General features: G+C 72.7%; 26 protein-coding genes and 1 pseudogene. 17 read left to right on the plus strand and 10 right to left on the minus strand.

The window, feature by feature from the left end:
- Positions 1–125 precede the first annotated feature (125 nt).
- The 3 genes from ACZ4VW_RS16990 (at position 126) to ACZ4VW_RS17000 (ending at position 2,095) form a co-directional block, all read left to right on the plus strand.
- The gene (locus tag ACZ4VW_RS16990) at positions 126–1,205 is read left to right on the plus strand and encodes a fatty acid desaturase family protein (RefSeq protein ID WP_467962975.1); all 1,080 of its coding nucleotides are present in this window, start codon (positions 126–128) and stop codon (positions 1,203–1,205) included.
- Positions 1,206–1,221: 16 nt separating this feature from the next.
- The gene (locus tag ACZ4VW_RS16995) at positions 1,222–1,404 is read left to right on the plus strand and encodes a hypothetical protein (RefSeq protein ID WP_355114793.1); all 183 of its coding nucleotides are present in this window, start codon (positions 1,222–1,224) and stop codon (positions 1,402–1,404) included.
- Positions 1,405–1,549: 145 nt separating this feature from the next.
- On the plus strand, positions 1,550–2,095 hold the full coding sequence (locus ACZ4VW_RS17000) for an MOSC domain-containing protein (protein WP_467962977.1): 546 nt from the start codon (positions 1,550–1,552) through the stop codon (positions 2,093–2,095).
- A gap of 21 nt (positions 2,096–2,116) precedes the next feature.
- On the opposite strand, the gene ACZ4VW_RS17005 is transcribed toward ACZ4VW_RS17000, so the two are convergent.
- The 4 genes from ACZ4VW_RS17005 to ACZ4VW_RS17020 form a co-directional block, all read right to left on the minus strand.
- Positions 2,117–3,523: a tannase/feruloyl esterase family alpha/beta hydrolase gene (locus ACZ4VW_RS17005; RefSeq protein ID WP_467962979.1), complete on the minus strand. Its 1,407-nt coding sequence runs from the start codon at positions 3,521–3,523 to the stop codon at positions 2,117–2,119.
- A 132-nt stretch (positions 3,524–3,655) separates the two neighbouring features.
- Positions 3,656–4,579, minus strand: coding sequence for a hypothetical protein (locus tag ACZ4VW_RS17010; RefSeq protein WP_467962981.1), 924 nt, complete (start codon positions 4,577–4,579; stop codon positions 3,656–3,658).
- 99 nt (positions 4,580–4,678) lie between these two features.
- Positions 4,679–4,984 (minus strand): hypothetical protein, encoded by a 306-nt coding sequence (locus ACZ4VW_RS17015; protein ID WP_467962983.1) that lies wholly within the window; start codon positions 4,982–4,984, stop codon positions 4,679–4,681.
- Between the two features lie 190 nt (positions 4,985–5,174).
- Positions 5,175–5,771 carry a class I SAM-dependent methyltransferase gene (locus ACZ4VW_RS17020; RefSeq protein WP_467962985.1) on the minus strand — a complete coding sequence of 199 codons (597 nt, stop codon included), beginning with the start codon at positions 5,769–5,771 and terminating at the stop codon, positions 5,175–5,177.
- 151 nt (positions 5,772–5,922) lie between these two features.
- On the opposite strand from ACZ4VW_RS17020, the gene ACZ4VW_RS17025 reads away from it, so the two are divergent.
- The 5 genes from ACZ4VW_RS17025 (at position 5,923) to ACZ4VW_RS17045 (ending at position 11,434) form a co-directional block, all read left to right on the plus strand.
- A complete protein-coding gene (locus tag ACZ4VW_RS17025; RefSeq protein ID WP_467962987.1) occupies positions 5,923–6,792 on the plus strand; it encodes an MHYT domain-containing protein in 870 nt (289 codons plus the stop codon).
- A 120-nt stretch (positions 6,793–6,912) separates the two neighbouring features.
- Positions 6,913–9,942, plus strand: coding sequence for a sensor histidine kinase (locus tag ACZ4VW_RS17030; protein WP_467962989.1), 3,030 nt, complete (start codon positions 6,913–6,915; stop codon positions 9,940–9,942).
- A complete protein-coding gene (locus ACZ4VW_RS17035; RefSeq protein ID WP_467962991.1) occupies positions 9,939–10,373 on the plus strand; it encodes a roadblock/LC7 domain-containing protein in 435 nt (144 codons plus the stop codon). Before ACZ4VW_RS17030 ends, ACZ4VW_RS17035 begins: the two co-directional genes overlap by 4 nt.
- A 28-nt stretch (positions 10,374–10,401) precedes the next feature.
- Positions 10,402–10,818, plus strand: a complete 417-nt coding sequence (locus ACZ4VW_RS17040) for a DUF742 domain-containing protein (protein ID WP_467962993.1) — start codon at positions 10,402–10,404, stop codon at positions 10,816–10,818.
- Positions 10,799–11,434, plus strand: coding sequence for a GTP-binding protein (locus ACZ4VW_RS17045; RefSeq protein WP_467962995.1), 636 nt, complete (start codon positions 10,799–10,801; stop codon positions 11,432–11,434). Before ACZ4VW_RS17040 ends, ACZ4VW_RS17045 begins: the two co-directional genes overlap by 20 nt.
- 65 nt (positions 11,435–11,499) lie before the next feature.
- On the opposite strand, the gene ACZ4VW_RS17050 is transcribed toward ACZ4VW_RS17045, so the two are convergent.
- Positions 11,500–11,925 carry a PPOX class F420-dependent oxidoreductase gene (locus tag ACZ4VW_RS17050; protein ID WP_467962997.1) on the minus strand — a complete coding sequence of 142 codons (426 nt, stop codon included), beginning with the start codon at positions 11,923–11,925 and terminating at the stop codon, positions 11,500–11,502.
- 137 nt (positions 11,926–12,062) lie between these two features.
- Between ACZ4VW_RS17050 and ACZ4VW_RS17055 the strand changes: the two genes are divergently transcribed.
- From ACZ4VW_RS17055 to ACZ4VW_RS17065, 3 genes are all read left to right on the plus strand, one after another.
- Positions 12,063–12,476 carry a roadblock/LC7 domain-containing protein gene (locus ACZ4VW_RS17055; protein WP_467962999.1) on the plus strand — a complete coding sequence of 138 codons (414 nt, stop codon included), beginning with the start codon at positions 12,063–12,065 and terminating at the stop codon, positions 12,474–12,476.
- A gap of 129 nt (positions 12,477–12,605) precedes the next feature.
- A complete protein-coding gene (locus tag ACZ4VW_RS17060) occupies positions 12,606–13,589 on the plus strand; it encodes a DUF6397 family protein (protein WP_467963001.1) in 984 nt (327 codons plus the stop codon).
- 179 nt (positions 13,590–13,768) lie between these two features.
- Positions 13,769–15,316: an ATP-dependent DNA ligase gene (locus tag ACZ4VW_RS17065; protein ID WP_467963003.1), complete on the plus strand. Its 1,548-nt coding sequence runs from the start codon at positions 13,769–13,771 to the stop codon at positions 15,314–15,316.
- A gap of 9 nt (positions 15,317–15,325) precedes the next feature.
- Here the strand turns inward: ACZ4VW_RS17065 and ACZ4VW_RS17070 are convergent, their stop codons facing one another.
- Positions 15,326–15,847 carry a DUF6328 family protein gene (locus ACZ4VW_RS17070; protein WP_467963005.1) on the minus strand — a complete coding sequence of 174 codons (522 nt, stop codon included), beginning with the start codon at positions 15,845–15,847 and terminating at the stop codon, positions 15,326–15,328.
- Positions 15,848–16,035: 188 nt separating this feature from the next.
- Here ACZ4VW_RS17070 and ACZ4VW_RS17075 point away from each other — a divergent pair, with 188 nt between their 5' ends.
- From ACZ4VW_RS17075 to ACZ4VW_RS17090, 4 genes are all read left to right on the plus strand, one after another.
- Positions 16,036–16,395 carry a hypothetical protein gene (locus ACZ4VW_RS17075; RefSeq protein ID WP_467963195.1) on the plus strand — a complete coding sequence of 120 codons (360 nt, stop codon included), beginning with the start codon at positions 16,036–16,038 and terminating at the stop codon, positions 16,393–16,395.
- Between the two features lie 228 nt (positions 16,396–16,623).
- The gene (locus tag ACZ4VW_RS17080) at positions 16,624–17,400 is read left to right on the plus strand and encodes a polysaccharide deacetylase family protein (RefSeq protein ID WP_467963007.1); all 777 of its coding nucleotides are present in this window, start codon (positions 16,624–16,626) and stop codon (positions 17,398–17,400) included.
- A gap of 386 nt (positions 17,401–17,786) precedes the next feature.
- Positions 17,787–18,485: a hypothetical protein gene (locus ACZ4VW_RS17085; protein ID WP_467963009.1), complete on the plus strand. Its 699-nt coding sequence runs from the start codon at positions 17,787–17,789 to the stop codon at positions 18,483–18,485.
- Complete coding sequence (locus tag ACZ4VW_RS17090; protein ID WP_467963011.1) at positions 18,485–18,856, plus strand: peptidase inhibitor family I36 protein; 372 nt, start codon at positions 18,485–18,487, stop codon at positions 18,854–18,856. The genes ACZ4VW_RS17085 and ACZ4VW_RS17090 overlap by 1 nt, the downstream gene beginning before the upstream one ends.
- Positions 18,857–19,036: 180 nt before the next feature.
- On the opposite strand, the gene ACZ4VW_RS17095 is transcribed toward ACZ4VW_RS17090, so the two are convergent.
- The 4 genes and pseudogenes from ACZ4VW_RS17095 to ACZ4VW_RS17110 form a co-directional block, all read right to left on the minus strand.
- Positions 19,037–19,441 (minus strand): SHOCT domain-containing protein, encoded by a 405-nt coding sequence (locus ACZ4VW_RS17095; RefSeq protein WP_467963013.1) that lies wholly within the window; start codon positions 19,439–19,441, stop codon positions 19,037–19,039.
- A 102-nt stretch (positions 19,442–19,543) separates the two neighbouring features.
- A complete protein-coding gene (locus tag ACZ4VW_RS17100; RefSeq protein ID WP_467963015.1) occupies positions 19,544–19,999 on the minus strand; it encodes a peroxiredoxin in 456 nt (151 codons plus the stop codon).
- Positions 20,000–20,255: 256 nt separating this feature from the next.
- Positions 20,256–20,825, minus strand: coding sequence for a PadR family transcriptional regulator (locus tag ACZ4VW_RS17105; protein ID WP_467963017.1), 570 nt, complete (start codon positions 20,823–20,825; stop codon positions 20,256–20,258).
- A 41-nt stretch (positions 20,826–20,866) separates the two neighbouring features.
- Positions 20,867–22,002 (minus strand): annotated as a pseudogene (locus ACZ4VW_RS17110) (FAD-dependent monooxygenase); the annotation flags it as partial.
- 139 nt (positions 22,003–22,141) lie between these two features.
- On the opposite strand from ACZ4VW_RS17110, the gene ACZ4VW_RS17115 reads away from it, so the two are divergent.
- Both ACZ4VW_RS17115 and ACZ4VW_RS17120 read left to right on the plus strand, forming a co-directional pair.
- Positions 22,142–22,936 carry an ArsR/SmtB family transcription factor gene (locus tag ACZ4VW_RS17115; protein WP_467963019.1) on the plus strand — a complete coding sequence of 265 codons (795 nt, stop codon included), beginning with the start codon at positions 22,142–22,144 and terminating at the stop codon, positions 22,934–22,936.
- Positions 22,937–23,163: 227 nt separating this feature from the next.
- On the plus strand, positions 23,164–23,727 hold the full coding sequence (locus tag ACZ4VW_RS17120; RefSeq protein ID WP_467963021.1) for an MBL fold metallo-hydrolase: 564 nt from the start codon (positions 23,164–23,166) through the stop codon (positions 23,725–23,727).
- The last annotated feature ends 145 nt before the right edge of the window (positions 23,728–23,872 follow it).

The raw sequence follows: 23,872 nt of genomic DNA on the forward strand, positions 1-23,872 counted from the left end.
CCCGGGCCATCCCCCCGGACCGCCGGGGGATGCCGCCATGGCTGCGGACGCCCCGCGATCCGTACGTTCGAAGGAGACCGGGCGGCCCGCGTCCGGGCCCCCTCCCACGGACACCGGAGACCGCCATGCCCCAGGCCACAGCAACGCTCACGGCGCCCGCGCCGGACGTCGCCACCAGAAGGGGCGGCGCCAGCGAGTTCGCCCCGTTGCTGCGCACCGTCAGGGAGCAGGGGCTGCTGGAACGCAGGACCGGCTGGTACGCCCGCGGCATCGCCGTCAACTTCCTCGGACTCGCCGCGGTGGTCGCGGGCCTGGTGCTGCTCGGCCCGTCCTGGTGGGCGCTGCCGCTGGCCGTACCGCTCGCCCTGCTCTCCGCCCGGGCCGCCTTCGTCGGCCATGACGCCGGACACGCCCAGATCTGTGCCGACCGGCGCCGCAACCGGCTCATCCAGCTGGTCCACGCCAATCTCCTGCTCGGGATGAGCCAGGAGTGGTGGAACGACAAGCACAACCGCCACCACGCCAACCCCAACCATCTCGACAAGGACCCGGACGTCGCGGCCGACATCCTCGTCTTCGCCCAGCACCAGACCACCGGACGCGCCGGCTTCCGCGGCTGGCTCACCCGCCACCAGGCCTGGCTGTTCTTCCCGTTGACCACCCTGGAGGGCATCGCGCTCAAGGTCTACGGATTCCAGGCGCTGTTCTCCAAGGACGGCCCGTACAAGAACCGGCGCGAGCGGCTCGTCGAAGGGGCACTGCTCCTCGCGCACGTCGCCGGTTACGCCACCCTGCTGCTCACCACCCTCGGTCCCGGTCAGGCCCTCGTCTTCGCCCTGATCCACCAGATGCTCCTCGGGCTGCACCTGGGCATGGCCTTCGCCCCCAACCACAAGGGCATGGAAATGCCCGACGCCCACCCGGACGGCGACAGCTGGGGTCATCTGCGGCGCCAGGTGCTCACCTCGCGCAACATCCGGGGCGGGGTTCTGACCGACTGGTTCCTCGGCGGCCTGAACTACCAGATCGAGCACCACCTCTTCCCGAGCATGCCGAGGCCGCATCTGCGACTCGCCCAGCCCGCCGTGCGTGCGCACTGCCGTACGGTGGGTATCCCCTACACAGAGACCGGTTTCGTCGAGTCCTACCGACAGGCGCTCGGACATCTGCACGAGGTCGGGGAGCCGCTGCGCTCGGCAGCGTGACAAGGAGGCGTCGGACATGTCGACACGGACGAAGATCGTGATCGGGGGAGTGGCCGTCGGCCTCCTCCTCATGCCCCTCATCGGGTTCTGGATGTCCCTGCTGGTGGTCCTCGGCGTACCGGCCGTCGCCTACCTGGCGCTCGACCCCGGCCAGCGGCGCCGAGTGCGCCGGATCTCCCGCAAGGAACTCCACCGCTGATCTCGGCGTCCGGCCGCGCACGGCTGACCGTCGCCCGCTGAACCCGGACGGTTGATCGTGACTGCCGGCCGCGGGTGACGTCTGGCGTAGGCTCGGCGATGATCACCCGCATGTGATCATCGGACCGGAGAAGGGGAACTCCACCATGAGCAGCGCTACCGTCACGACGGTCAGCAGCAACGGCGTGTACTCGTTCACCAAGCCGAACCGGGACAGCGTCACGCTGCTCGCCGGCCTCGGAGTGGAGGGCGACGTGCACGCCGGCGTCACGGTCAAGCACCGTTCGCGCGTGGCCAAGGACCCGACCGTGCCGAACCTGCGCCAGGTGCACCTGATGCACGCGGAGCTCTTCGACGAGGTCGCCCGAGCCGGGTTCCAGGTCGCACCGGGCGCTCTCGGAGAGAACATCACCACGCGGGGCATCGACCTCCTCGGCCTGCCGACCGGCACTCTGCTGCGTATCGGTGCCGAAGCCGTCGTCGAGGTCACGGGCCTGCGCAACCCCTGCGCCCAGATCGACACCTACCGGCACGGTCTGCTGAAGCAGGTCCTCGGCCGGGACGAGAACGGACAGCTCGTCCGCAAGGCCGGGATCATGAGCATCGTGCTGACCGGCGGCGAGGTGCGACCCGGCGACCCGATCCGGGTCGAGCTGCCCGCCGAGCCGCACCGCCCCCTGGAGAAGGTCTGAGCCCCGGCCTCAGGGGCACCCCTAAGGGGCCGCCAGCTCACAGGAGTTGACCACGTCACCGTTCGCCGGCCGTGGGATCGTACGGTCCGCGGGCGGAGCCGTGCCCGCCTCGACCCACTCCCTCAGCGCCGCGAACGCCGAGCGGTGGCAGGGCAGGATCGGACGCAGCCGGTCCGGATAGGTGTCGTACAGACCGTCCGTGTGCGTGCCGTCCTGGACCGTGTAGTACCGGTGCAGGCCGGCCCGGCCCCGCGCCTCGACCATCCCCGCGTACACGTCGGAGTCGGTCGCGATGGGCAGCAGGGTGTCCAGATCGCCGTGGAGGGTGATCATCGGCTTGCCGATGCGCCCGGTCAGCGCGACCTCGGCGACGGCCCGGCGCACGGAGGCGGGCCGGGAGGCGTAGTCGTACGAGGCGTCCGAGGCGCACGGGGCGAGGATCTGCTCGATCGTCGAGCCGGCCGTGGAGCCCGGGCAGCCGGGGTCGTACGACGGATCGAACTCGGCTCGGAAGATCTTCTGGGTCAGCCCCCAGTACGCCTTCTCGTGGTATGGCCACAGGAAGCGCGAACCGGGGGCGAAACCGGCGTCGAGCAGGTCCTGGTCGGAGGCCCGGCCGAGGGAGCGGGCCACGGTGACCGGCAGACTGGTGAGCAGGTTGGGTCCCCGCGTCGTCCAGAGCACCCCCTCCCAGTCGACGCCGCCGTCGTACAGCTCCGGTCGGTTCTCCAGCTGCCAGCGGGTCAGATATCCGGCGTTGGAGATCCCCGTCATGTACGTGCGGTGCGGCGCCCGGCCGTAGCGCTGCCGTACCACCTTCTTCGCGGCCCTCGTCAGCTCGGTCACCCGGTGGTTCCACTCGGCGACCGCGTCGCCCGGCTCGCGCCCGTCGGTGAAGAAGTCAGGTCCGGTGTTGCCCTTGTCGGTGGCGGCGTAGGCGAAGCCCTGGGCCAGCACATGGTCGGAGATGAGCGTGTCCGTGGAGTACTGGCGTCGGGTGCCGGGGGCCCCGGTGACGACGAGCCCGCCGTTCCAGTTCTCGGGGAGCCTGATCACGAACTGCGCGTCGTGGGCCCAGCCGTGCGTCGCGTTCAGCCGAGAGTCGTCGGGGAAGTAGCCGTCGATCTGGATCCCGGGGACGCCGGAGGGATTCCTGGTGCCCTTCGCGGAGAGGCCCGCCTGGTCGGCCATGTCCGTGTACGGGGAGCCGGCCAGACCGGCCGTCGTCAGATCCCCGAGGCACGCCGTCCGCCGGTGCTCGGCGCCCGGGACGCCGATCCGGTGGTGCTGCGCACAGGTGGGCGGAGGACCGGGCCGGGCCCCGTCGGGTACGGAGGCTCCGGCGGGCGCGGCGGGACCGGCGACGGTCAGCGCGGTCAGGAGCACGGCGAGCAGCGGGACGCCTCGGTTCAGGCGTGTGGACGGCATGGACGGCCTCCGGTGGGACGACGGGTCGGGAGTGCGCCGCCACATCGTGCGGCGCCCTCTTCCCGCGCGGCCATGGTCCGGGGCCACACCTCGGGCCGTCGGCCCATGTGGGCCCGCCGAGGCACCGGGGCGTCAGGAGGGACGTACCGCCATCGCGTCCAGGGCCTCCAGAAGGCCCGGCAGCTTCGGGCCGCGGGCCACGGGCAGGACCTCGTGGGGCTCGTCGTCCAGGAGGACGAAAGCCATGTCGTCGGTTCGCGCGACCAGTGACCAGCCAGGGCCGTCGGCCCGCAGCATCCGGGCCCCACCGGCGGCGAAGCTGGAGCGCACGCGACCGACCGGCGGCGCGTCCTCCAGATAGCCGCGCAGCTCGGCGAGCGCGCGACGGACACCGTCGTAGGGATCGCGGTCCTGATCGTCCTTTGGGTCGGCGACGAGGGTGGCCGTGGTCTCGGCGGGCGCAGCCGCGGCCCCCGGGTCCGCGCCCGGTGCGGGCGGGGCGGCCTCGGCCCGGTTCCCCGGGTCGGCAGAGTCCTCCGTGCCGTCGCCCGCCTCCGCCGCGGCGCCCTCGCCGCCGCCTTCGCCGTCCATCTCCGCCCGCCAGGACGCCCACTGCAGCGCCACCTCGTCCGCGCCGAGCCTGCGCTGCGCCGGTCCCCAGGTGGTGCCGTCCGGCGGGGTCAGCGGCGCGCGGTCGCCCTCCTCCGGCTCCGGGTCGTGCGGGGCCGGGAGTCCGGGGGCGGCCGTGGCCACGGCGAGCGGCCAGCCGGGAAGCGCGGCCACGACCGAGCGCTCGTCGGGAGAGAGGTCGTACTCCATCCCGCAGTCCCAGGAGGCGATGGCCACCGCGACCAGCGACACGTCGTCGATGATCACGGTCCACCGGGCGCCCTCGCCGTCCTGGCCGAGGACGAGCCCGTACCCCTCGGCGTACGGTTCGAGCCCCAGTGCCGCGCAGGCCGCCGGATAGTCGTCCCCCAGCACGCTCGGGAACTGGGCGGGCGTGAGCAGCACCGCGGTCAGCACGTACAGCGCGTCGTCGTCGGCGGTAGCCACATCAGCCTCCCCATCTGGTCGTCGGCGCACCTTAACCAGTGGGTAACCCGCGCGTCGAGAGTCCCCGGAAGGAAAGTGGCGCGGTCGATTCCGTACGGCTCAGGCCACCGGCAGTCCCAGCAGCGACCGGGCCACGGTCTGCGGGGATTCGTCTCGCTCCCGGGCGAGGGCGAGGACGGCGCGGCAGGCGAGCTCGTTGACGCCGAAGGAGAGGGCCTCGGGGGAGACCCAGCCGGCGGCCTCGTCCATCCGGTCCTGATCGTCCTCCACGCAGCCGACCACATAGACCGCGGCGGCTTCGAAGAGGTTGTGCCGGCGTCGTTCCCGGGGCGGCCGGGGCGGCTGCTGGGACGCACGTCGCGCGGTCGGCAGAAGGGCGTTGAGTATCGCTCGCACACGGGCCATGGCCTGCCGCCTTCCCCGGACACGGTTGTCCGGCCTCTCCACCGTAGACAGCGAAGTGCCGGGACAGAAGGGCGCGTCGAGTTCGCGTCACGCCCGGCCGGAGACCGCCGTCAGGGCACGGCCCCGCTCACCGAAGCGGCCCGCGGTCCCACCGCCCCGGCGCTCCCGGCGGTCACCGATGGTCCTCGGGTCACTGACGAATGGCGCGCACGAGATAGCGGTCCTCCTTGTCCACGTAGCTGACCATCCGCCATCCGGAACCGGAGAGCAGCGGGCGCAGACGGGGTTCCGCGCGCAGATCGTCGTCCGTGATCCGCCGGCCGTGGCGGGCGGCGAGGGCGGCCCGGCCGATGGGATGGAAGAGAGCGAGCTGCCCGCCGGGGCGGACCACGCGGGCCAGCTCCCGCAGGTTCTCCGCGGGGTCCGCCAGGTGGGAGATGAGGCCCGCCCCGAACACCGCGTCGAGCGCCGCGTCGCGCAGCGGCAGCCGGGCGACGTCCGTCAGGAGCAGTACGGCGGATCCGTCGCGCCCCGCCCGCACCGCCTGGGCGAGCATCTCCGGAGTCAGGTCGGCGCCGATGACGGTCCCCGCCGGACCCACGGCCGCCCGCAGCGCGGGCAGGGCCCGGCCGGTGCCGCAGCCCGCGTCGAGCACCGCGTCACCGGGGCGCAGTGCGAGATCGGCGACGGCCGCGGCGTAGGCGGGACCGTCGTCGGGGAAGCGGGCCTCCCAGCCGGCGGCGCGGGAGCCGAAGAACTCCTGGACATGGGTGGGGTCATCGCTCATGCGTGCATGATGCCTCAGCCTCAGGGGTGAACGCTCTGCGCGCACGTTCGAGCGCGGCACGATCGTTCTGGAACATCTCTATGTCATATTCCATCAGGTTTCGAAATGCGCCCCCGATGCGCCCCCTTGCCCGGACTAGCGTCCCCGAGTCATGGGACACCTGGACCACGCCACCTTCGGCTGGCTGACACCCGCGCTGTCGTACGCGATGGCCTGCACCGGCGCCGCCCTCGGGCTGCGCTGCACCGTACGAGCGCTGGAAGCGACCGGCCGATCGCGACGCAACTGGCTGCTCACCGCCGCGTCCGCCATCGGCACCGGCATCTGGACCATGCACTTCGTCGCCATGCTCGGCTTCGGCGTCACAGGGACCGACATCCGCTACAGCGTCCCACTGACCGTTCTCAGCCTGCTCATCGCCATGGTGGTCGTCGGGGTCGGCGTCTTCGCCGTCGGTTACGGCCGTGACCGGGTCCGCTCCCTCCTGACCGGCGGTCTCACGACCGGCGTCGGCGTCGCGAGCATGCACTACATGGGCATGGCCGCCCTCCGACTGCACGGGCACGTGACGTACGACCCCCTGCTCGTCGCGCTCTCCGTCGTCATCGCGGTCGTCGCCGCCACGGCGGCGCTGTGGGCGGCCCTCAACATCCACGCACCGGCCGCCGTGGCGGTCGCCTCGCTCGTCATGGGCGCCGCCGTCAGCAGCATGCACTACACCGGCATGTTCGCCGTCCGCGTCGAGGTCGTTCCCTCCGCCGCGTCCCTGCCCGGCGCCACGGCCATGCAGTTCATCTTCCCCCTCGCCGTGGGCCTCGGCTCCTACCTCTTCATCACCTCGGCCTTCGTCGCCCTCTCCCCGACGGCCGGGGAACGCGCCGCGTACGCCTCGGCCGGGCGGCTCGGCGAGCCCGACGAGCGCGCGGTGGACGTGGCGCCCCCCGGCTACCGCCCCCAGCCGCCCGCCGCCTCCCGCGCGTACCCGGTGGGTCCCGTGGACAGGGGACCGGCCCACCCCTAGCCCGGGCCATCGGGCCGAACCCCGGGGCGAGATCCCCGCGCTTGACGCACTGGCGGCAGGCGGGCAGCCGCCAGGGACGTACCACCGCACCAGGACCGACGCAGCCGGAACGAGGAGGCCATGCGAACTCCCCGCAGGACCCAGAACGCCGACACCCCCGCGCCGCCGCACGCGGCGCGCGGACGGCGCGCGCACGCGGGGCCGCCCGCCGACGAACCCCCGGAGCGCGCTTCCCACGCACAGGCGGCCCCCGACGCACAGGCCGCCTCGGAGGGCCCGGCCGCCCCGGCCCGGCAGGCCGCCCCGCCCCGCCGCCGTGGTCTGCGGCCGCGGACCGTCCGGGCGAAGATCGTCTCGCTGCTGATGGTCCCCGTCGTGTCGCTGCTGGCCCTCTGGGGATTCGCCACCGTCACCACCGCTCAGGACATCGCACGCCTCCGTCAGCTCCAACGGGTCGACGCCGAGATCCGCGAACCCGTCGCCGCCGCCGTCACCGCGCTGCAGGCCGAACGGCGCGCCGCCGTACGCCAGGTCACCACGCCCGGGGCCGGACGTGTCTCGGAGCTCAAGGAGCAGGGGCGGCGCACCGACGCCGCCGTCGCCCGCCTCCGCCTCGGCGGCGGGCACACCGTGGGCGACACGGGTGACCTTCCCCGAGAGGTCGCCGACAGGGTGGGGCAGTTCGTCACCAAGGCGGAGGGACTCGGCCGGCTCCGTGCCGCCGCGACCGCCGGCACCGCCGACTGGGACCGGGTGTACACCGAGTACACCGCCGCGATCACCGCCGCCTTCGCCGTCGACGGTGCGCTGACCGGCATCCAGGACGCGGAGATCGGTGCCGACGCGCGCGTGCTGCTCGAACTGGGCCGAGCCGGGGAGATGCTCGCCCGCGAGGACGCCCTGCTCGGCTCCGCCCACCTCGGCGGCGAGTTCGGAGCCGACAGGCTTCGGCAGTTCACCGGGGCCGTCGAGACCCGCCGCGTCCTCACCGAGTCCGCCACCGCCGACCTGCGCGCCCCCGAGCGGGCCGCCTGGAAGAAGCTGGCCGCCCAGCGCGGCTACCAGCAGCTCACCGCGGCGGAGGACCTGGTCCGTGCCGCGGCCCCGGGCCGACAGGCCGCCCAGGCCGTGTCCGCCGCCACCTGGGACGACGCCATGGCCGTCGTACGCGGCGGACTCACCGCCCTCGAGACGGACGCCCGGCGAGCCGCGACCGTCCGCGCGGACCCGTTCGCCGGCGGCGTGCTGTCCGCCGGCGGCGCCGCGGTCCTGCTCGGCCTCGCAGCCGTCGCCGCCTCCCTCGTCATCTCCGTACGCATCGGCCGGGCCCTGGTCATCGAGCTGATCAGCCTGCGCAACACCGCTCTGGAGATCGCCCGGCGCAAACTCCCCGCCGCCATGCGGCGGCTGCGCGGCGGCGAGGAGATCGACGTGCACGCCGAGGCCCCGCCGGGACCCGCCCCGGGGGACGAGATCGGCCAGGTCGGGGAGGCTCTCACCACCGTCCACCGGGCCGCGCTCTCCGCCGCCGTGGAGCGCGCCGAACTGGCCAGCGGCATCTCCGGCGTGTTCGTCAACCTCGCCCGGCGCAGCCAGGTCCTGGTCCACCGCCAGCTCAACCTGCTCGACAGCATGGAGCGCCGGGTCGACGACCCGAACGAACTCGGTGACCTCTTCCGGCTCGACCACCTCACGACCCGCATGCGGCGTCACGCCGAGAGCTTGATCATCCTCTCCGGCGCCGCTCCCGGCAGGGCCTGGCGCGTGCCGGTCCCGCTGACAAACGTCGTACGGGCCGCTGTCTCCGAGATCGAGGACTACGCGCGCGTGGAGGTGCGCCGACTCCCGGAGACGGCCGTCGTCGGCGGCGCCGTCGCGGACCTCACCCACCTGCTGGCCGAACTCATCGAGAACGCGGCCCAGTTCTCCCCGCCCCACACCAAGGTACGGATCAGCGGGGAACCCGTCGGCAACGGCTATGCCCTCGAGATCGAGGACCGGGGCCTCGGCATGGGCAAGGAGAGCCTCGCCGAGGCCAATACGAGGATCGAGCAGTCCGAGGCCCTCGACCTGTTCGACAGCGACCGGCTCGGCCTGTTCGTGGTCAGCCGGCTCTCCTCCCGCCACGACATCAAGGTCCATCTGCGGACCTCGCCGTACGGAGGCACGACAGCGGTCGTGCTGCTCCCCAACGACGTGTTGCAGAGCGCCCTCCCGCCCGGGCGGAGCACATCGAACCCCCCGGAGTCCGAGGGAACACCCGCTGCCGGCAGGACGCCCGCCGGCAGCACGCCCGCCGACTCGACGCACGGCTACGCACAGCCCGGCGGCACGCACGGGGAGCGCGGGCGCGCCGGGAACGGGCCGGAGAGCCCCTTCCCGTACCACCGGCAGCAGCAGCCGGGAGCGGTGGCTCCCGTACCGTCGCAGGCACAGCCCCTGCCGCGCGCGCCACGGATCCCCGCCCTGGCGGGGCAGCCGGAGGGCTCGGGGGCGGAAACCCCCGAACAGCCGCCTGCCGGCGTCACCACCCTGCGGCAGCGCGGCCGTTCGGCTCCGGCGCCCCGGGTGCCGACCTCGTCTGCCTCGACCCCGCCCTCCTCGACCCCGCCCCCCTCGACCCTGCCTGCCTCGTCCCCGCCTGCGTCGTCTTCGCACTCTCCGGCGCCGCACGGCCCGCCCCCGCACGCCCCGTCCGTTCCAACCGGCGGGGGGCCGGCCGACTTCCGCGGCTCGGAGGCCCCCGGCTCCGTCGACGAATCCGGTGACCTGCCCCGCCGCGTACGGCAGGCCAGCCTCGTCCCGCAGCTGCGCGAGGCGCCGTCCGACGTCCCACCCGCCCCGGCCGTCCAGGGCGCCGGCGAACGCACCCCCGAACAGGTCAGGGACCGTATGACCGCCTACCGCGACGGCTGGACGCGAGGCGGCGGCGAGGCTCCCGGCACCCGGCGCCCCCTGGGCACCGGCTCCGGCCGCGTCTTCGACAACGACCCCGGCACCGGCCGGGGCAACGACCTCGACCATGGCCACGGCCGCGACTTCGGCGGTGGCTTCCGTCATGACATCGGCAGCGGCTCCGGCAGCGACTTCGGCAGTGACTTCGGCAGTGACTTCGGCAGTGACTTCGGCAGTGAAGGAGACCAGGCATGATCGACCACGAGAGGATGCCCCACCACCGTTCCGGTGAGCTCGACTGGCTCCTCGACGACCTCGTCGTCCGGGTCCGCGAAGTCCGGCACACGGTCGTGCTGTCCAACGACGGTCTGGCCGTCGGCGCCTCCAGCGGGCTCAGCAGGGAGGACGCCGAGCACCTGGCCGCCATCGCCTCCGGGTTCCACAGCCTCGCCAAGGGCGCGGGCCGCCAGTTCCACACCGGGGGCGTCCGCCAGACGATGGTGGAGATGGACGACGGCTTCCTGTTCGTCGCCGCCGCGGGCGACGGCTCGTGTCTCGCCGTCCTCAGCTCGGTGAGCGCGGACATCGGGCTCATCGCCTACGAGATGGCCCGCCTGGTGAAGCGCGTCGGCGAGCACCTGCACACCCCGCCGCGGCTCACCGTGACCCCACCGGCCGCCGGCTGACCGGAGCACCGGAGAGACCGGAGATTTCATGAACGAGGACAGCGCCGGCGCCGATCCGGCCGGGCCGGGCAGTCGGTGGTTCGACGCGGACGCGGGGCCGCTCGTCCGGCCGTACGCCATGACCGGTGGCCGAACGAAACCGGGACCCAGCAACGTACGGTTCGACCTCATCGCACTCGTCGTCGTCGACGACGACCCGCCCGGCCCGGCCGAGGAGTCGCTCCTCGGGCCGGAGCACCGGGCCCTGCTCACGCTGTGCCGGGCCGAGACGCAGTCGGTCGCCGAGCTCGCCGCCGACGCCGATCTGCCCGTCGGGGTCGTCCGAGTCCTCCTCGGCGACCTCCTCGAAGCGGGCTTCGTCAAGGTCAGCCGACCGGTCCCGCCCGCACAGCTCCCCGACGAACGGATCCTGAGGGAAGTCATCGATGGCCTACGAGCGCTCTGACAGCAGCGGCAGCAGCGGCAGCAGCGGTGCGGACGGCGGCGTGGACACCACGTCGCTCGCCCTGAAGATCCTGGTCGCCGGCGGATTCGGCGTCGGCAAGACCACCCTGGTGGGCGCGGTCAGCGAGATCCGTCCGCTGCGCACCGAGGAACAGCTCAGCCGGGCCGGTGAGACCGTCGACGACACCGGAGGCGTCGACCAGAAGACCACCACCACCGTGGCGATGGACTTCGGCCGCATCACGATCCGCTCCGGCCTCTCCCTCTACCTCTTCGGCACACCGGGACAGGACCGGTTCTGGTTCCTCTGGGACGAGCTGTCCCAAGGGGCGCTCGGCGCCGTCGTGCTCGCCGACACGCGACGACTGGAGGACTGCTTCCCCGCGGTGGACTACTTCGAGCACCGCAAGATCCCCTTCGTCGTCGCGGTCAACTGCTTCGTCGGCGCGCGGAACTACGGCGCGCACGAGGTCTCCCGCGCGCTGGACCTGGACCGCGGCACGCCCGTCGTGCTGTGCGACGCGCGGGACCGTGACTCGGGCAAGGAGGTGCTGATCCGGCTGGTCGAGTACGCCGGACGCATGCACACGGCGCGGCTGCTGGATTCCGTCGGGTGAGGCACGGGCGCCTCGGGCGCGGCCGGCGGGCTGCGCCGGCGCGGAGCGGGGGGTGAGTGACGGGGTCAGTCGGAGACGCCGCTCTCGGCGACCACCTTCTCGATCCGTACCCGCACCAGCAGTTCGCCGGGGACGCCGTTGCGCTCGCCGAACTCCTCGGCGCGGTCGTCGCCCATGTAGCGGCCGCCGATGCGGGCGGCCCAGTGCCGCAGGTCGACCGCTTCCTCGCTGATCTCGGCGCGGCCCTGGATCGTGACGTAGGCGAACGGCGGCCGGTCGTCGTCGACGCACAGGGCCACCCGCCCGTCCCGCGCCAGATTGCGCCCCTTCACCGTGTCCTTGCCGGTGGTGAAGAGGAAGCCGTCCCCGTCGAGCACGAACCAGATCGGGACGACGTGCGGACTGCCGTCGTCGCGCACGGTCGCCAGCTTGCCGGTGCGCGTTCCCGCGGACACGAACGCCCGCCACTGTTCCTCGGTCATCTTCGCCATGGCCCCATGGTGCGGCACGCAAGGCGCCGAGGGGTGCTTGCTCTGTCCACGACAGTGCGTAAGGCTTGCGCGCGACACGCGGACCACGGGGACTTCGGGTCGACGGGGACGCAACACACAGGGGGAAGGACCGACACATGGCGCTGGACAAGGGACTGGACTGGCTCCTTGACGACTTGACCCAGCGGGTCGAGTACATACGGCACGCGCTGGTGCTGTCGAACGACGGGCTCGTGACGGGCGCGAGCAGCGGCCTGAAGCGGGAGGACGCCGAGCATCTCGCCGCGGTGTCCTCCGGACTGCACAGTCTGGCCCGAGGCTCGGGCCGGCATTTCCAGGCCGGTCGCGCCCGGCAGACGATGGTCGAGTTCGACGAGGCTCTGCTCTTCGTCACGGCGGCGGGGGAGGGGAGCTGCCTGTGCGTGCTGAGCGCGGCGGAGGCGGATGTCGGCCAGGTCGCGTACGAGATGACGCTGCTGGTGAACCGGGTCGGTGAGCACCTCGGAGTGGCGGCGCGGCAGCCGGGACGGGCGGGCGTCGCCGAGCTCTGAGGTTGTCCACAGGGCGAGTTGCCACCGCCTGACGACGCTCTCCACGGTTGTCCACAGGCCGAGCGGGAGCGGGGCGCTGCGGGCTACGGTCGTCACCGAGAGTATTCGTCGCTCACGGGGGAGACCGTCATGACGGTGGATGAAGGCATGCGCGCACTGGCACCGACGCGGGCCGCGCGGGAACTGGAACTGAGGCGCGACGAGTTCCAGCTCGCCGTTCAGTTGGGGCTGGTGAGGACGGTGCCGGGAGCGGCGCCGGGGGCGTCGAGGGGGCCGGGAGCCGTCGGCGTCCTCGGCGCACCGGGTGTGCGGCGCCGGGTGGAGCAGGCCGAGATCGACCGGCTCAGAGCCGCACCGGACTTCCCGTGCGGACTGCGGGAGCGCGTCCGCACGGTCGGCACGTCGGAGGCGGCCGTGCTGCTCTCCGTGACACCGGACCGCTTCACCAAGCTGGCCAGGACGGGGCACTTCAGCCCGGTGCGGTTCTACCTGAACCGCTATCGCGCGGTGGTCTGGCTCTATCTCGCCGGTGAGCTGAGCGAGTTCGCCCTGACGCGGCGGGGTCTGTTGACCGGCAGGCTCCCGCAGGAGCTGCGCGAGCGGATCGACGGAGGGGAGGACCGGCGGCCCCGGAACTGGCGGGCCCGGCGTCTGGGCCTGTTGCTCCGTGCGACCGAGGACCCCTGGGTGCGGGCAGCGGCGATCGCCTCGCTCCTCGACCCGGTCCAGCTGGCCGAGGTCGTGGACGACCCCTACGAGCGGACGCATCTGGACCGGCTGCGTCCGGAACCGCCCTCGGGACGGCCGGAGTCGGTGGCCTCCCGCGAGATCGCGGACCGGCTGATGCTCGCGGACGACCCGGACGAGATCCTCTGGCACCGCATGAGCCTGTCCCTCGCCCTCGACGAGGCCCGCGCGGACCACCCGGCCCCGCGTCCGGACGGGGAAGCCACCCCGGGCACCGCTCGGCCACCCCGCCCGGCCGTCCTCCGGCGCCCGGCCACTCGCGGGACCGAAAGCCTCGTCCGCACTCGGCGGGGCCTGCTCGACCGCCTCCGCCGCCGGAGGTCGGCGACCGTCGACGACAAGGAGGCGGTGGCCACCCCCGGATGACCGTTCACCGCAGGCGGTCCCCTCACGCCGGCAGGGCGTTCGGCGGGAGCGTGCGGCGATCGGCGCCCTCCGGGCGGCGCGTGGAGGGGCCGCGCCTGAGGTGTCCGGCCGGATCAGGGGGGTGCGGGAGACGCTTTTCCGACGTGCGGCCCCGCGGGGGCGCGGGAGAGGATGGGGCCATGCTTCTGGCCCGAGTCGCGGACGCTTCCCAGCAGGTCGCCGCCACCTCCGCCCGCTCGCGGAAGATCGCCGTGCTGGCCGAACTCTTCTCGGAGGCCGCGCCCGAGGAGAGCCCGCTCGTGATCGCGTATCTCTCCGGCAGGCTTCCGCAGGGGCGGATCGGGGTCGGCTGGAGCGTGCTCAAGGCCGTGCTCCCGCCGGCCGTGGCGCCCGCCGAGCAGCCCACCCTCACGCTCGCCGGTGCCGATGCCGCCATGACCGCGCTCGCGGCCGTGTCGGGCGCCGGTTCGCAGGCGGAGCGGGCCCGGCTGGTCCACGAGCTGATGGCCGCCGCCACCCTGCCGGAGCAGGAGTTCCTGCTCCGCCTGCTCTCCGGCGAGGTGCGCCAGGGCGCCCTGGACGCCATCGCGCTGGAGGGTGTCGCGCGGGCCGCCACCGTCCCCTCCGCCGACCTTCGCCGGGCCGTGATGCTGGAAGGTTCCCTGCCCCGCGTCGCCCAGGCCGTGCTCGCCGACGGCCCGGCCGCACTCGGCGCCTTCGATCTGCGGGTCGGCACCCCCGTCCTGCCGATGCTCGCCCACACCGCCGGCTCCGTGACCGAGGCCGTCGCCGCGCTCGGGGCCTGCGTCGTGGAGGAGAAGCTCGACGGCTTCCGTATCCAGGTGCACCGGCGGCGGGACGAGGTCCGGGTGTTCACCCGTTCCCTCGACGACATCACCGGGCGGCTGCCGGAGGTCGTCGCCCGTGCCCGGGAGCTGCCGGCCGAGTCGTTCATCCTGGACGGGGAGGTCATCGCCCTGGATCCGGCCACCGGGAGGCCGATGGCGTTCCAGGACATCGCCTCGCGGGTCGGCTCTCGCGTCGACGTGGAGACGGCCAGCGCGGCGCTGCCGCTCTCGCCCGTCTTCTTCGACGTGCTCGCCGTGGCCGACGAGGCCCTCATCGACCACCCGGGCCAGGAGCGTCATGCCGCCCTGGCCGGCCTGCTGCCCGAGCCCCTGCGCGTGCGACGGTGCGTCGTCGACGATCCCGGCTCCCCCGCCCAGGTCGAGGCGGCGGAGCGGTTCTTCACCGACACCCTGGCGCGCGGGCACGAAGGAGTCCTGGTCAAAGCGCTGGACGCGCCCTATGTGGCAGGCAGGCGGGGCCGTACCTGGCTCAAGGTCAAACCCGTGCACACCCTCGATCTCGTCGTCCTCGCCGCCGAGTGGGGCCACGGCCGTCGCACCGGACTCCTGTCGAACCTCCACCTCGGCGCCCGAGCCGCCGACGGCACGTTCGTGATGCTGGGCAAGACGTTCAAGGGCCTCACCGACGAGATGCTGCGCTGGCAGACCGAGAAGCTGGGCGAACTGGCCCTGGAGGACGACGGGTTCACCGTACGCGTACGGCCCGAACTCGTCGTCGAGATCGCCTACGACGGTCTCCAGCGCTCCACCCGCTACCCGGCGGGCGTGACCCTGCGCTTCGCCCGGGTCGTACGTCACCGTCCCGACAAAGCCGCGGCCGAGGCCGACACCGTGGAGCAGGTGACCGGCGAGGCGTGAGCCCGGCGGTCACGAACCGTTTCCGTTGGTGTACCGGTGGCGCACCCAGAGGGGCAGCACGTACCAGCACAGCAGGTACCACGCGACGAGAGCCGTCACCAGCCAGGGCACGTGCGGTGCCGCCGTGGCCACCCGCAGGACCAGCAGGAGCGCCGAGGCCAGCGTCGCGACCAGCAGCAGAAGCCCGATGAACGTCAGACGGGACGCCCACTCCACGGCCTGCGGCTTGATCCGCCGCCCCGCCACCAGGCGGTGGAAGGACACGGGACCGATGAGAGCGCCGGTGGCCGCGGCGCCGAGCGAGACGGTGATGATGTAGATGGTCCGGTCGGCCGTCGACAGTTCGGGGAAGCGGGGGGTGAAGACGACGGTGAGGAGGAAGCCGAACAGGATCTGGACACCCGTCTGGGCGACCCTGATCTCCTGGATCAGTTCGCCCCACTGCCGGTCCGCGCGTTCCTCCGGCGTCTCGTGACGCCCACGGTTGAGACCGTCGGAGTCCGCGTTGTCCTGGCCTGGTCGTGTGGACACGGAACCTCCCGCCGTCGCCGCGTCCCCTTCTGGCGGATAACCGCACGGGCGCATCCTCAACCGCGTACGGGGAAACGTTTCCGGAGCGCCCTCGGAACCTCGCGGGACCCCCGCGTGCGAGGGATGCTGGAAGCGTTGGCGGGACCACCGGCCCGTCTGGCCGCGAGGAGATGAGGGACGTGTACGACATGCACATCGACACCGACGTCACGGTGCAGCTGAGCGACTGCAACCGCGAGGACGCCCAGGCGGTCTTCGATGCCCTCGACCACTTCTACGAGCTGGAAGACATGACACCGCCCGGCCCACGAGGGGCCACGACGTCCGAGGCGACGGTCTGGATGGCCACCTTCGACACGGCCGCGGGCCGCCGCGAGGAGATCACTCCCGTGCATCTGAACGGCCTGGTCGGAGCGACGTTGACCGGCGGCTACCACGCTGTCGACGAGATGGAGAAGACGCTCGCGGCCACGTTCGACGTCCGGTCGCTGCAGTCGGTCTCCGGCGACCAGGAGACCGAGGCCAGGCTGCTGCTCGCCTCCCGCTGACGGGCCGGCCCCGCCGGCACACAGGACGCCCCGGGCGGAGCGGACGGGCGCCGCCCGGGGCACGGGTGTGCCCGGCAGGCCGTCGGCCCCGGGCCGGAGCCCGGCCCACCACCCCCTGGGCCGGCTGCGTATACACCGTGTGTAGAGTGCTCGGCGAGCCACGCCTCACCGCCCTGACCAGGCGCGAAGTGGCTCTTCGAGTCGTCTACGGGGAAAGCGGGTTGCAGCATGTTCCGATCCAAGCCGGGAAAGCGCCGTGGACCGGCCGTCGCCCTTCTGGCGGCGGCCTCTCTCATGCTGGCGCTCGGAGGCTGCGGGGTCGACCCCCTCACCCCGCGGGACGCCAGGGAAGAGGCCGCGGACTCGGACGGCAAGGGGGGCGTGGGCGGAGCGGTCGACTGCGCCAAGGCCAAGTGCATCGCGCTGACCTTCGACGCCGGCCCCGGAAAGGACACGCCGCACCTCCTCGACGTCCTCGAGGAGAAGCAGGTCCCCGCCACCTTCTTCCTGCTCGGCAAGAAGCACGTGGACCGCTACCCCGAGGTGGTCAAGCGCATCGCCGACGAGGGGCACGAAGTCGCCAATCACACCTGGACGCATCGCATCCTCACCGACCTGGAGGCCGATGAGGTGCGCGACGAGCTCTCCCGCACCCAGGACGCGATCGAGAAGATCACAGGGCGCAAGCCCACCCTGATGCGCCCGCCGCAGGGGCGCACCGACGGCACGGTGGCCGAGGTGAGCCGCGAACTGGGTCTCGCGCAGATCCTGTGGAGCGTCACGGCCAAGGACTACGCCACCACCGACTCCACCCTCATACGGCAGCGCGTACTCGACGGCGCCGAGGGGGACGGGATCATCCTCCTGCACGACATATACGACGGGACCGTTCCCGCGGTCCCGGGGATCATCGACGAGCTGAAGAGGCGGGGATTCACATTCGTGACCGTGCCCCAGCTGCTGGCCCCCGGCAGGGCCGAGCCCGGCGAGGTCTACCGTCCGTAGGCTGAGATCGACGAGTGGCGAAAACGGGGTGAGGTGTCTCACATCGGTCATCCCGGAGGCCGCGGAACACCCCGCGAAGGTTTATCGTTCATACATATGTGACCGCGAAGAGGTCCGGTCCCCAGGTCCCCCCCAGAGGTGACCGCTCTTCGTCGTCACGGCAAACAGCCCCGGTTGGAATCCCCCGTCCAACCGGGGCTGTGTCGTTTCCGGAGGCGCTGAGTCCGCCCGCAGGCGCACCGCCTCCTTGGCGGCGCGCGCTCCGGCGCGTTCGACCCCTTCGAGTGACCTCCGGCATGGGCCGCACCCGCCCGGGCAGTGATCGCCCCGGGCCGTGACGACCACCACGATGCCCGCTGAGCAGGTACGTCGCGAGGGGGATCGCCATGTTCCACAGGACCGCGCATGTCCGCAGTGCCGTCGGGACCGCGATCATCGCGCTGCTCCTCACGGGCTGCGTCACCACCACGCCGGGCCCGACCGTCCCGCCGACACCCCACGCTCAGGACCAGCTGCTCAAGGCCGTCGAGCGCACCCTCGTCGACCGCTGCCTCGACACCCGTGGACTCACCCTCGCCGTCCGGACCCGCACGGACGGTGAAGACCGCCGCCTCCAGGCCACCCTCTTCGGCACCGGTCCCCATGAGCTGTCCCTCAGGCTCGCCACCGGTCACACCGTCACCGCCCACACCGACGGCTGCCTCGCCACCGCCCGGCAGACGCTCTACGGCGACCAGACCCGCTGGTTCCGCGCCCAGGTGACCGTCGACAACCTCCGCGCCGAGGCCCAGGCGCGGATGAAGGACGATCCCGCCCACCGCGCGGCGCACGAGCGCTGGACCCGGTGCGCCGCCCCGCCCGGCGCCACGCGCCCCGACCGACCGGACCCCGCCCTCGCCGCCCGGTGCGAGAGCGCGAGCGGACTCGCCGACGTACGCGCCCGGCTGGAGCCCGCCGAGCTGGCGAAGGTACGCGCCCTGCGCGCCGACCAGCTCACCACCTACCGGCAGCTGCGCAGCCGCGCACTGCGGCGGGCAGCCGAGCTGTCCGCGACCACCACCCCACGGAAAGGCACCCACACCTGATGAAGCGCATGCTCATCACCGCCGCCGCGGCCCTGCTCGCCCTCGCCGGCGGACTCGCCCTGACCACGCCGGTCCAGGCGGCCGAGTGTCCGAGCGGCCACTTCTGCGCCTGGCAGGACTCCCACTTCGGCGGCCAGCGCGCCAACTGGAGCGGCGACGACGGCTGGTGGGAGAACTGGATCGCCGACACCGACTCCTCCTGGGCCAACCACGGCATCTCCGGACCGGGCGTCAAGGACCACGTCCGCGTGTACGAGAGCGCCTGGCAGGGCGGCGCCATGACCATCTGCCTGTCGCCCGGTCAGGAGGTCGCCTACAACGGCGCCGCCAACGACCGAGGCGACTCCCACACCTGGGCGATGAGCTGCTGAACCCCCCGCCGCCCGGGCGGCCCCGCACCGCCGACGGTGCGGGGCCGGTCGGGTCCAGGACCGGCGGGTAGGCCGGCGACCGGAGCGGACGAGCGGCGGAAGGCCGATGCACCAGGGCCGCCGTCCGCTCACTGCGGGCGGACGGCAGCCCTGCGACGCCCGATCGCGCAGGCCACGCGGTCAGGCCAGGATCTTGGCCTTCGCCTTGTCGAACTCCTCGGCCGTGATGGCGCCCTTGTCCTTGAGCTCGGCCAGCCGGGCCAGTTCCTCGACGCTGCCGCCCTTGCCGTCGGCCGGGGCCGTACCGGCCGTCCGGCGGATGTACGACTGGAACGCGGCCTCGGTGTCCTCGGCCTGCTTGATGTCACGCCGGCTCATGCCCTTGCCGCGGGCGATCACGTAGATCAGCACACCGAGGTAGGGGAGCAGGATGCACAGGACCAGCCATCCCGCCTTGGCCCAGCCGTTCAGCTCATGGTCCCGGAAGATGTCCGTGATGACCTTGAACAGAAGGAACAGCCACATGATCCAGAGGAAGAACCAGAGCATGGTCCAGAAGAGGTTGAGGAGAGGGTAGTCGTCCATACCTGCGCTCCGTTCCGGCCGCGGCCGCCGATGGGCCGTGCGTAGGAACGAGTTTTCTCCAACCATCGCTCGCCCGCATGTCGAGGCGGATCGCCGGGGACGTCAGGCCGTGCGCGCCCGCAGGGCCGCCAGCGCGCGGTCGGCGTGCGCGCTCATCCGCAGCTCGCTGCGGACGACCTCCAGTATCCGGCGGTCCTCGGCGATGACGAACGTGACCCTCTTCGTCGGAGCGAGGGAGAAACCGCGCGTCACTCCGAACCGGTCGCGGATCGCGCCTTCGGGGTCGGACAGCAGCGGATAGCCGAGCGAATGACGGTCGGCGAACTCCTGCTGCCGCTCCACCACGTCGGAACTGATGCCGACCGGGAGCGCTCCGGCGGCCCGGAACTCGCCCGCGAGGTCCCGGAAGTGGCAGGCTTCGGCGGTGCAGCCGGCCGTGAGAGCCGCCGGGTAGAAGAACAGCACGACCGGCCCGTCCGCGAGCAGGCCGACCAGCGAGCGAGGAGTGCCCGTCTCGTCCGGGAGAGTGAAGTCCTCGACGATGTCACCGACGTTCATCCGGTCCGCCCCTTGTCCGCGACCGGCGCCTCCGGTCGACGACCGGTGACGTTACCGCAGGGTAAGAAGGTGCGTCACCAGGGTGTCGACGGTGGTCCGTCCGGCCACCGGCTCGGCCGCCTCACCGGGTACGACGTCGGTACCACGCCATGTGGAAGCCGCGCGCACTGTGGTGGCCGAGGTGGCGCTCGAGTGAATTGCCCAGGCGGGAAGGCCGGCGCCGCGCCAGGCCGGTCGGCCGGGGCGCAACAGCGGCTCAGGCCCGCTGTCGTACGGCCCGGCGCTCGTCCAGGATCGCGAGCACCTGCTCGCCCCAGCGCAGGTTCTCCTCCTCGAGTGACCGTCCGCGCATCAGCGTGAGATACGGGCCGATCCGCTCCGCCTCGCGGAGGTACGTGGCCTCGTCCCGGCCGTCGAGCATCCATTCCCGCAGCCGCTCCCACCGCGCGAGCTTGCCCCGCGCCCACTCCATCCGCTCCTCGACGAAGCCGCGCACAGCGTCGGTGTCGCCCGCGTCGCACGCCTGGACCTGGACCATCAGCTCGTCACGGATGGCGGTCGGACGCGGTGGCTGGGCCGTGTACGCCATGAGGTCCTGCCGCCCCGCGTCCGTGAGCGAGAACATGCGCTTGTTCGGGCGCCGTTCCTGCTGGACGACGCGGGCGGCGATCAGACCGGCCTCGGAGAGCCGGTCCAGCTCCCGATAGAGCTGCTGCGGCGTGGCGGCCCAGAAGTTGGCCACCGACACGTCGAAGATCTTGGCCAGGTCGTATCCGGACGCCTCACCCTCCAGGAGGGCTGCCAGGACCGCGTGCTTGAGGGACATCCGGACAACGTAGCAGCCTCGTTGACTAGGTTTGTCCGCACCTATTCACCGGGCGAGGCACCCGAAGACGGGCCGGGAAGCATGGGCGGTGACCAGTCGGCGTGCCGCGGGATCATGCGTACCGCCATGCCCGACGGAGCCAGGCGCAGGGCCGCGTTCCGCGGGGCGACGGCCGCCGGGCCGGAGAGCTGCTGTCCCATGCGACCTGCCGTGCGGGCGGCGACGGTGACGGACTGGGCCCGTGGACGGCGCTCGGCGTCGTAGGCGGCGAGCGCGGCGGCGGGGTCGGGGTTGTCGGCCAGGGCGGCGGCGAGCACGACGGCGTCCTCCAGGGCCTGACAGGCGCCTGCCCGAGGTTCGGGGTCATCGCGTGGGCCGTTTGTCGCCGAGCAGGGCGACCCGGCCGGAGACGAAGGAGGGGAGTGGGACGGCCAGTTCATGGATGTCGTGGTGGAGGACGGCCTCCGGTCGGGTCGCGTCGAGCAGTCGCGCGACGGGCTGGTGCCAGTCGGCGAAACGCCTGCGGACCTCGTCGAGCGGATCCGCATGCCGTGCCCCTGCGGGCGAGTCGAGGACGGCGTGCCACTCCGCGCGGCCGTCCACGAACGTGGTGTGCCCGAACTCGGCGCCGTGCCCCCACCTGATCTCGAAGTCGATGGCCAGGTCCAGCGCCTCTTCCGTCACGGCGCGGAGCACGGTCGAGCCGCTGTGGGCGGGGCCGGGATGGTCGGGGAAGAGGGTGGCCCGCGTACGGCTGTTCAGGCCGTCGGCCGCCACCACCAGGTCGGCATCGAGGCCGGTGTCGGCGTGGGCGCCGGCCTCGACGGCCGGGGAAGCCGGAGAGGCCGAGAACGGCGCGGCTCGCGTGCGGACGCGGACGCGGTCCGGTGCCGCGCGGTCGACGGCGGTCACCTCCAGACCGACGCTCACGCTCCCCGGCGGCAGCGCGGCACGCAGCAGGCGGTGCAGGCGTGCGCCAGGCGGTGCAGGCGTGCGCGGAATGCCCACGATGGGGGCCCAGGGCCCGTTCGAGGGCGGCGCCGTCCATGCGGGCGAGCCAGGATCCGTCCGGCGTGCGGGTGCCGCCGGTGTACTGGCCGCGGCCGGTGGCCCGGACGGCCGCACCGACACCGAGGGCGTCGAGGGCGCGGATGCCGTGGGCGGCGGGCGCGTCGCCGTCGAGGAGGTCGCAGCTCGCCGACCGAAGGGCTCGTGGCGGCGGCTCTCCGGCCCGCCGGAGCGGACGGTCGTTGACATGCAACCTCGCGGCTGCCTACCGTAGAGGCAGCTAAAAGGCTGCATGTTGAGGTGGGGCGATGGATGAGGTGTTCAAGGCGCTGGCCGATGCCAGCCGGCGACGGCTGCTCGACAGCCTGAACGCCCGCAACGGTCAGACCCTGCGTGAGCTCTGCGCGGGGCTGGACATGGCACGGCAGTCCGTCAGCAAGCATCTGGCGCTCCTGGAGGCGGCGGGTCTGGTGGTCACGGTGCGGCGGGGACGCGAGAAGCTGCACTATCTGAACGCCGCTCCGATCCACGCCGTCGCGGACCGCTGGGTCAGTCAGTACGCCCGCGAGCGCGTCCGTGCGCTCGCCGACCTGAAGTCAGCATTGGAGCAGAGCCCGATGGACAGCAACGCGTTCGTCTACACCACCTACATCCGCACCACCCCCGACGGGCTGTGGCAGGCCCTCACCGACCCGTCCTTCACCCGGCGCTACTGGGGCGTCACCTTCGAGACCACCTGGACCGCCGGATCTCCGATGGTCTGGGAGGAGGGCGGTCGCAGGACCAGCGACCCGGAGCAGGTGGTCCTCGCGGCGGAGCCCGGCCGGCGGCTCTCGTACACCTGGCACACCTTCACGCCGGAGTGGGCCGAGGCGGTCGGCATCGGGGACGAGGTGTACGTGAAGCTGGCGAAGGAACGCCGCTCGAAGGTGACCTTCGAGATCGAGCCGGCCGGTGACATGGTCAAGCTCACCGTCGTGCACGACGACCTGGAGCCCGACGGCACGATCCGCGGGCTGATCGGGGAGGGCTGGCCGGCGCTGCTCTCCAGCCTCAAGTCCCTCCTGGAGACGGGTGAGGAGCTGCCTGAGCCGCCGCGCTGACTCGCGCGGGGGTCGGACCCGCTGCGGTCGCGCCGGGCCATGGGGCCCCCGCCCTCGGTGTCCAGGGGCGCGGGCGGCCCTCGGCGCCTCCGCGTCCACGGCGGTCGGGCGGCCCCGGCCGCCGTCGGTCGCCTCTGATCGCCGCGCCCGCACTCTGGCCGGAAAATGCACCGCGCTCTGGCCGGAAACCGCGCGTGAGGCACAATCGATCACGCTAGCGTGCGCCCATGACCGCCGCCTTGACCGTTCTCACCGCGGGGTACGTCGGCCCGCGCACCGCGTCCACCGTCAGCCTTCTCCGTGACGGAGACACCGTGGTGGTCGTCGACCCGGGCATGGTCGCCGACCGCCGGCTCATCCTCGGGCCGCTGGCCGACGCGGGTCTGGCGCCGGAGCAGGTCACCGACGTGGTGTTCAGCCACCACCACCCGGACCACACCCTGAACGCGGCGCTCTTCCCGGCCGCCCGCTACCACGACCACTGGGCCATCTACGAGGACGACCTCTGGACCGACCGCCCCGCCGACGGCTTCGCGCTCTCGCCCTCCATACGGCTCGCGGCCACACCCGGCCACACACCGGAGGACATCAGCACGCTCGCGGAGACCGCGGACGGCCTGGTGGTGCTCACCCACCTGTGGTGGTCCGCGGAGGGCCCCGTCGAAGACCCCTACGCCACCGACCCCGCCGCCCTGCACGCCTCGCGCCGCGCGATCCTCGGTCTCAACCCCGCCCTGGTCGTCCCCGGCCACGGCACGGCCTTCGTCCCGACCGCCGGGACCCCGAGCTAGGTCACCCCCCGTGAGGTCTCCACGTCGTTCGCCGGCCGGTTCGGCCACCCGCCGCGGCAGGCGGCGCCGGACCGGGCGACCGTGAAGGTCGGCCGCGCGCGGCCTGGACGCGTCCGACCTGACCGCCCTCATCGTCGAGCGCGGC

The sequence above is a fragment of the Streptomyces sp. NPDC029139 genome, assembly GCF_055564335.1.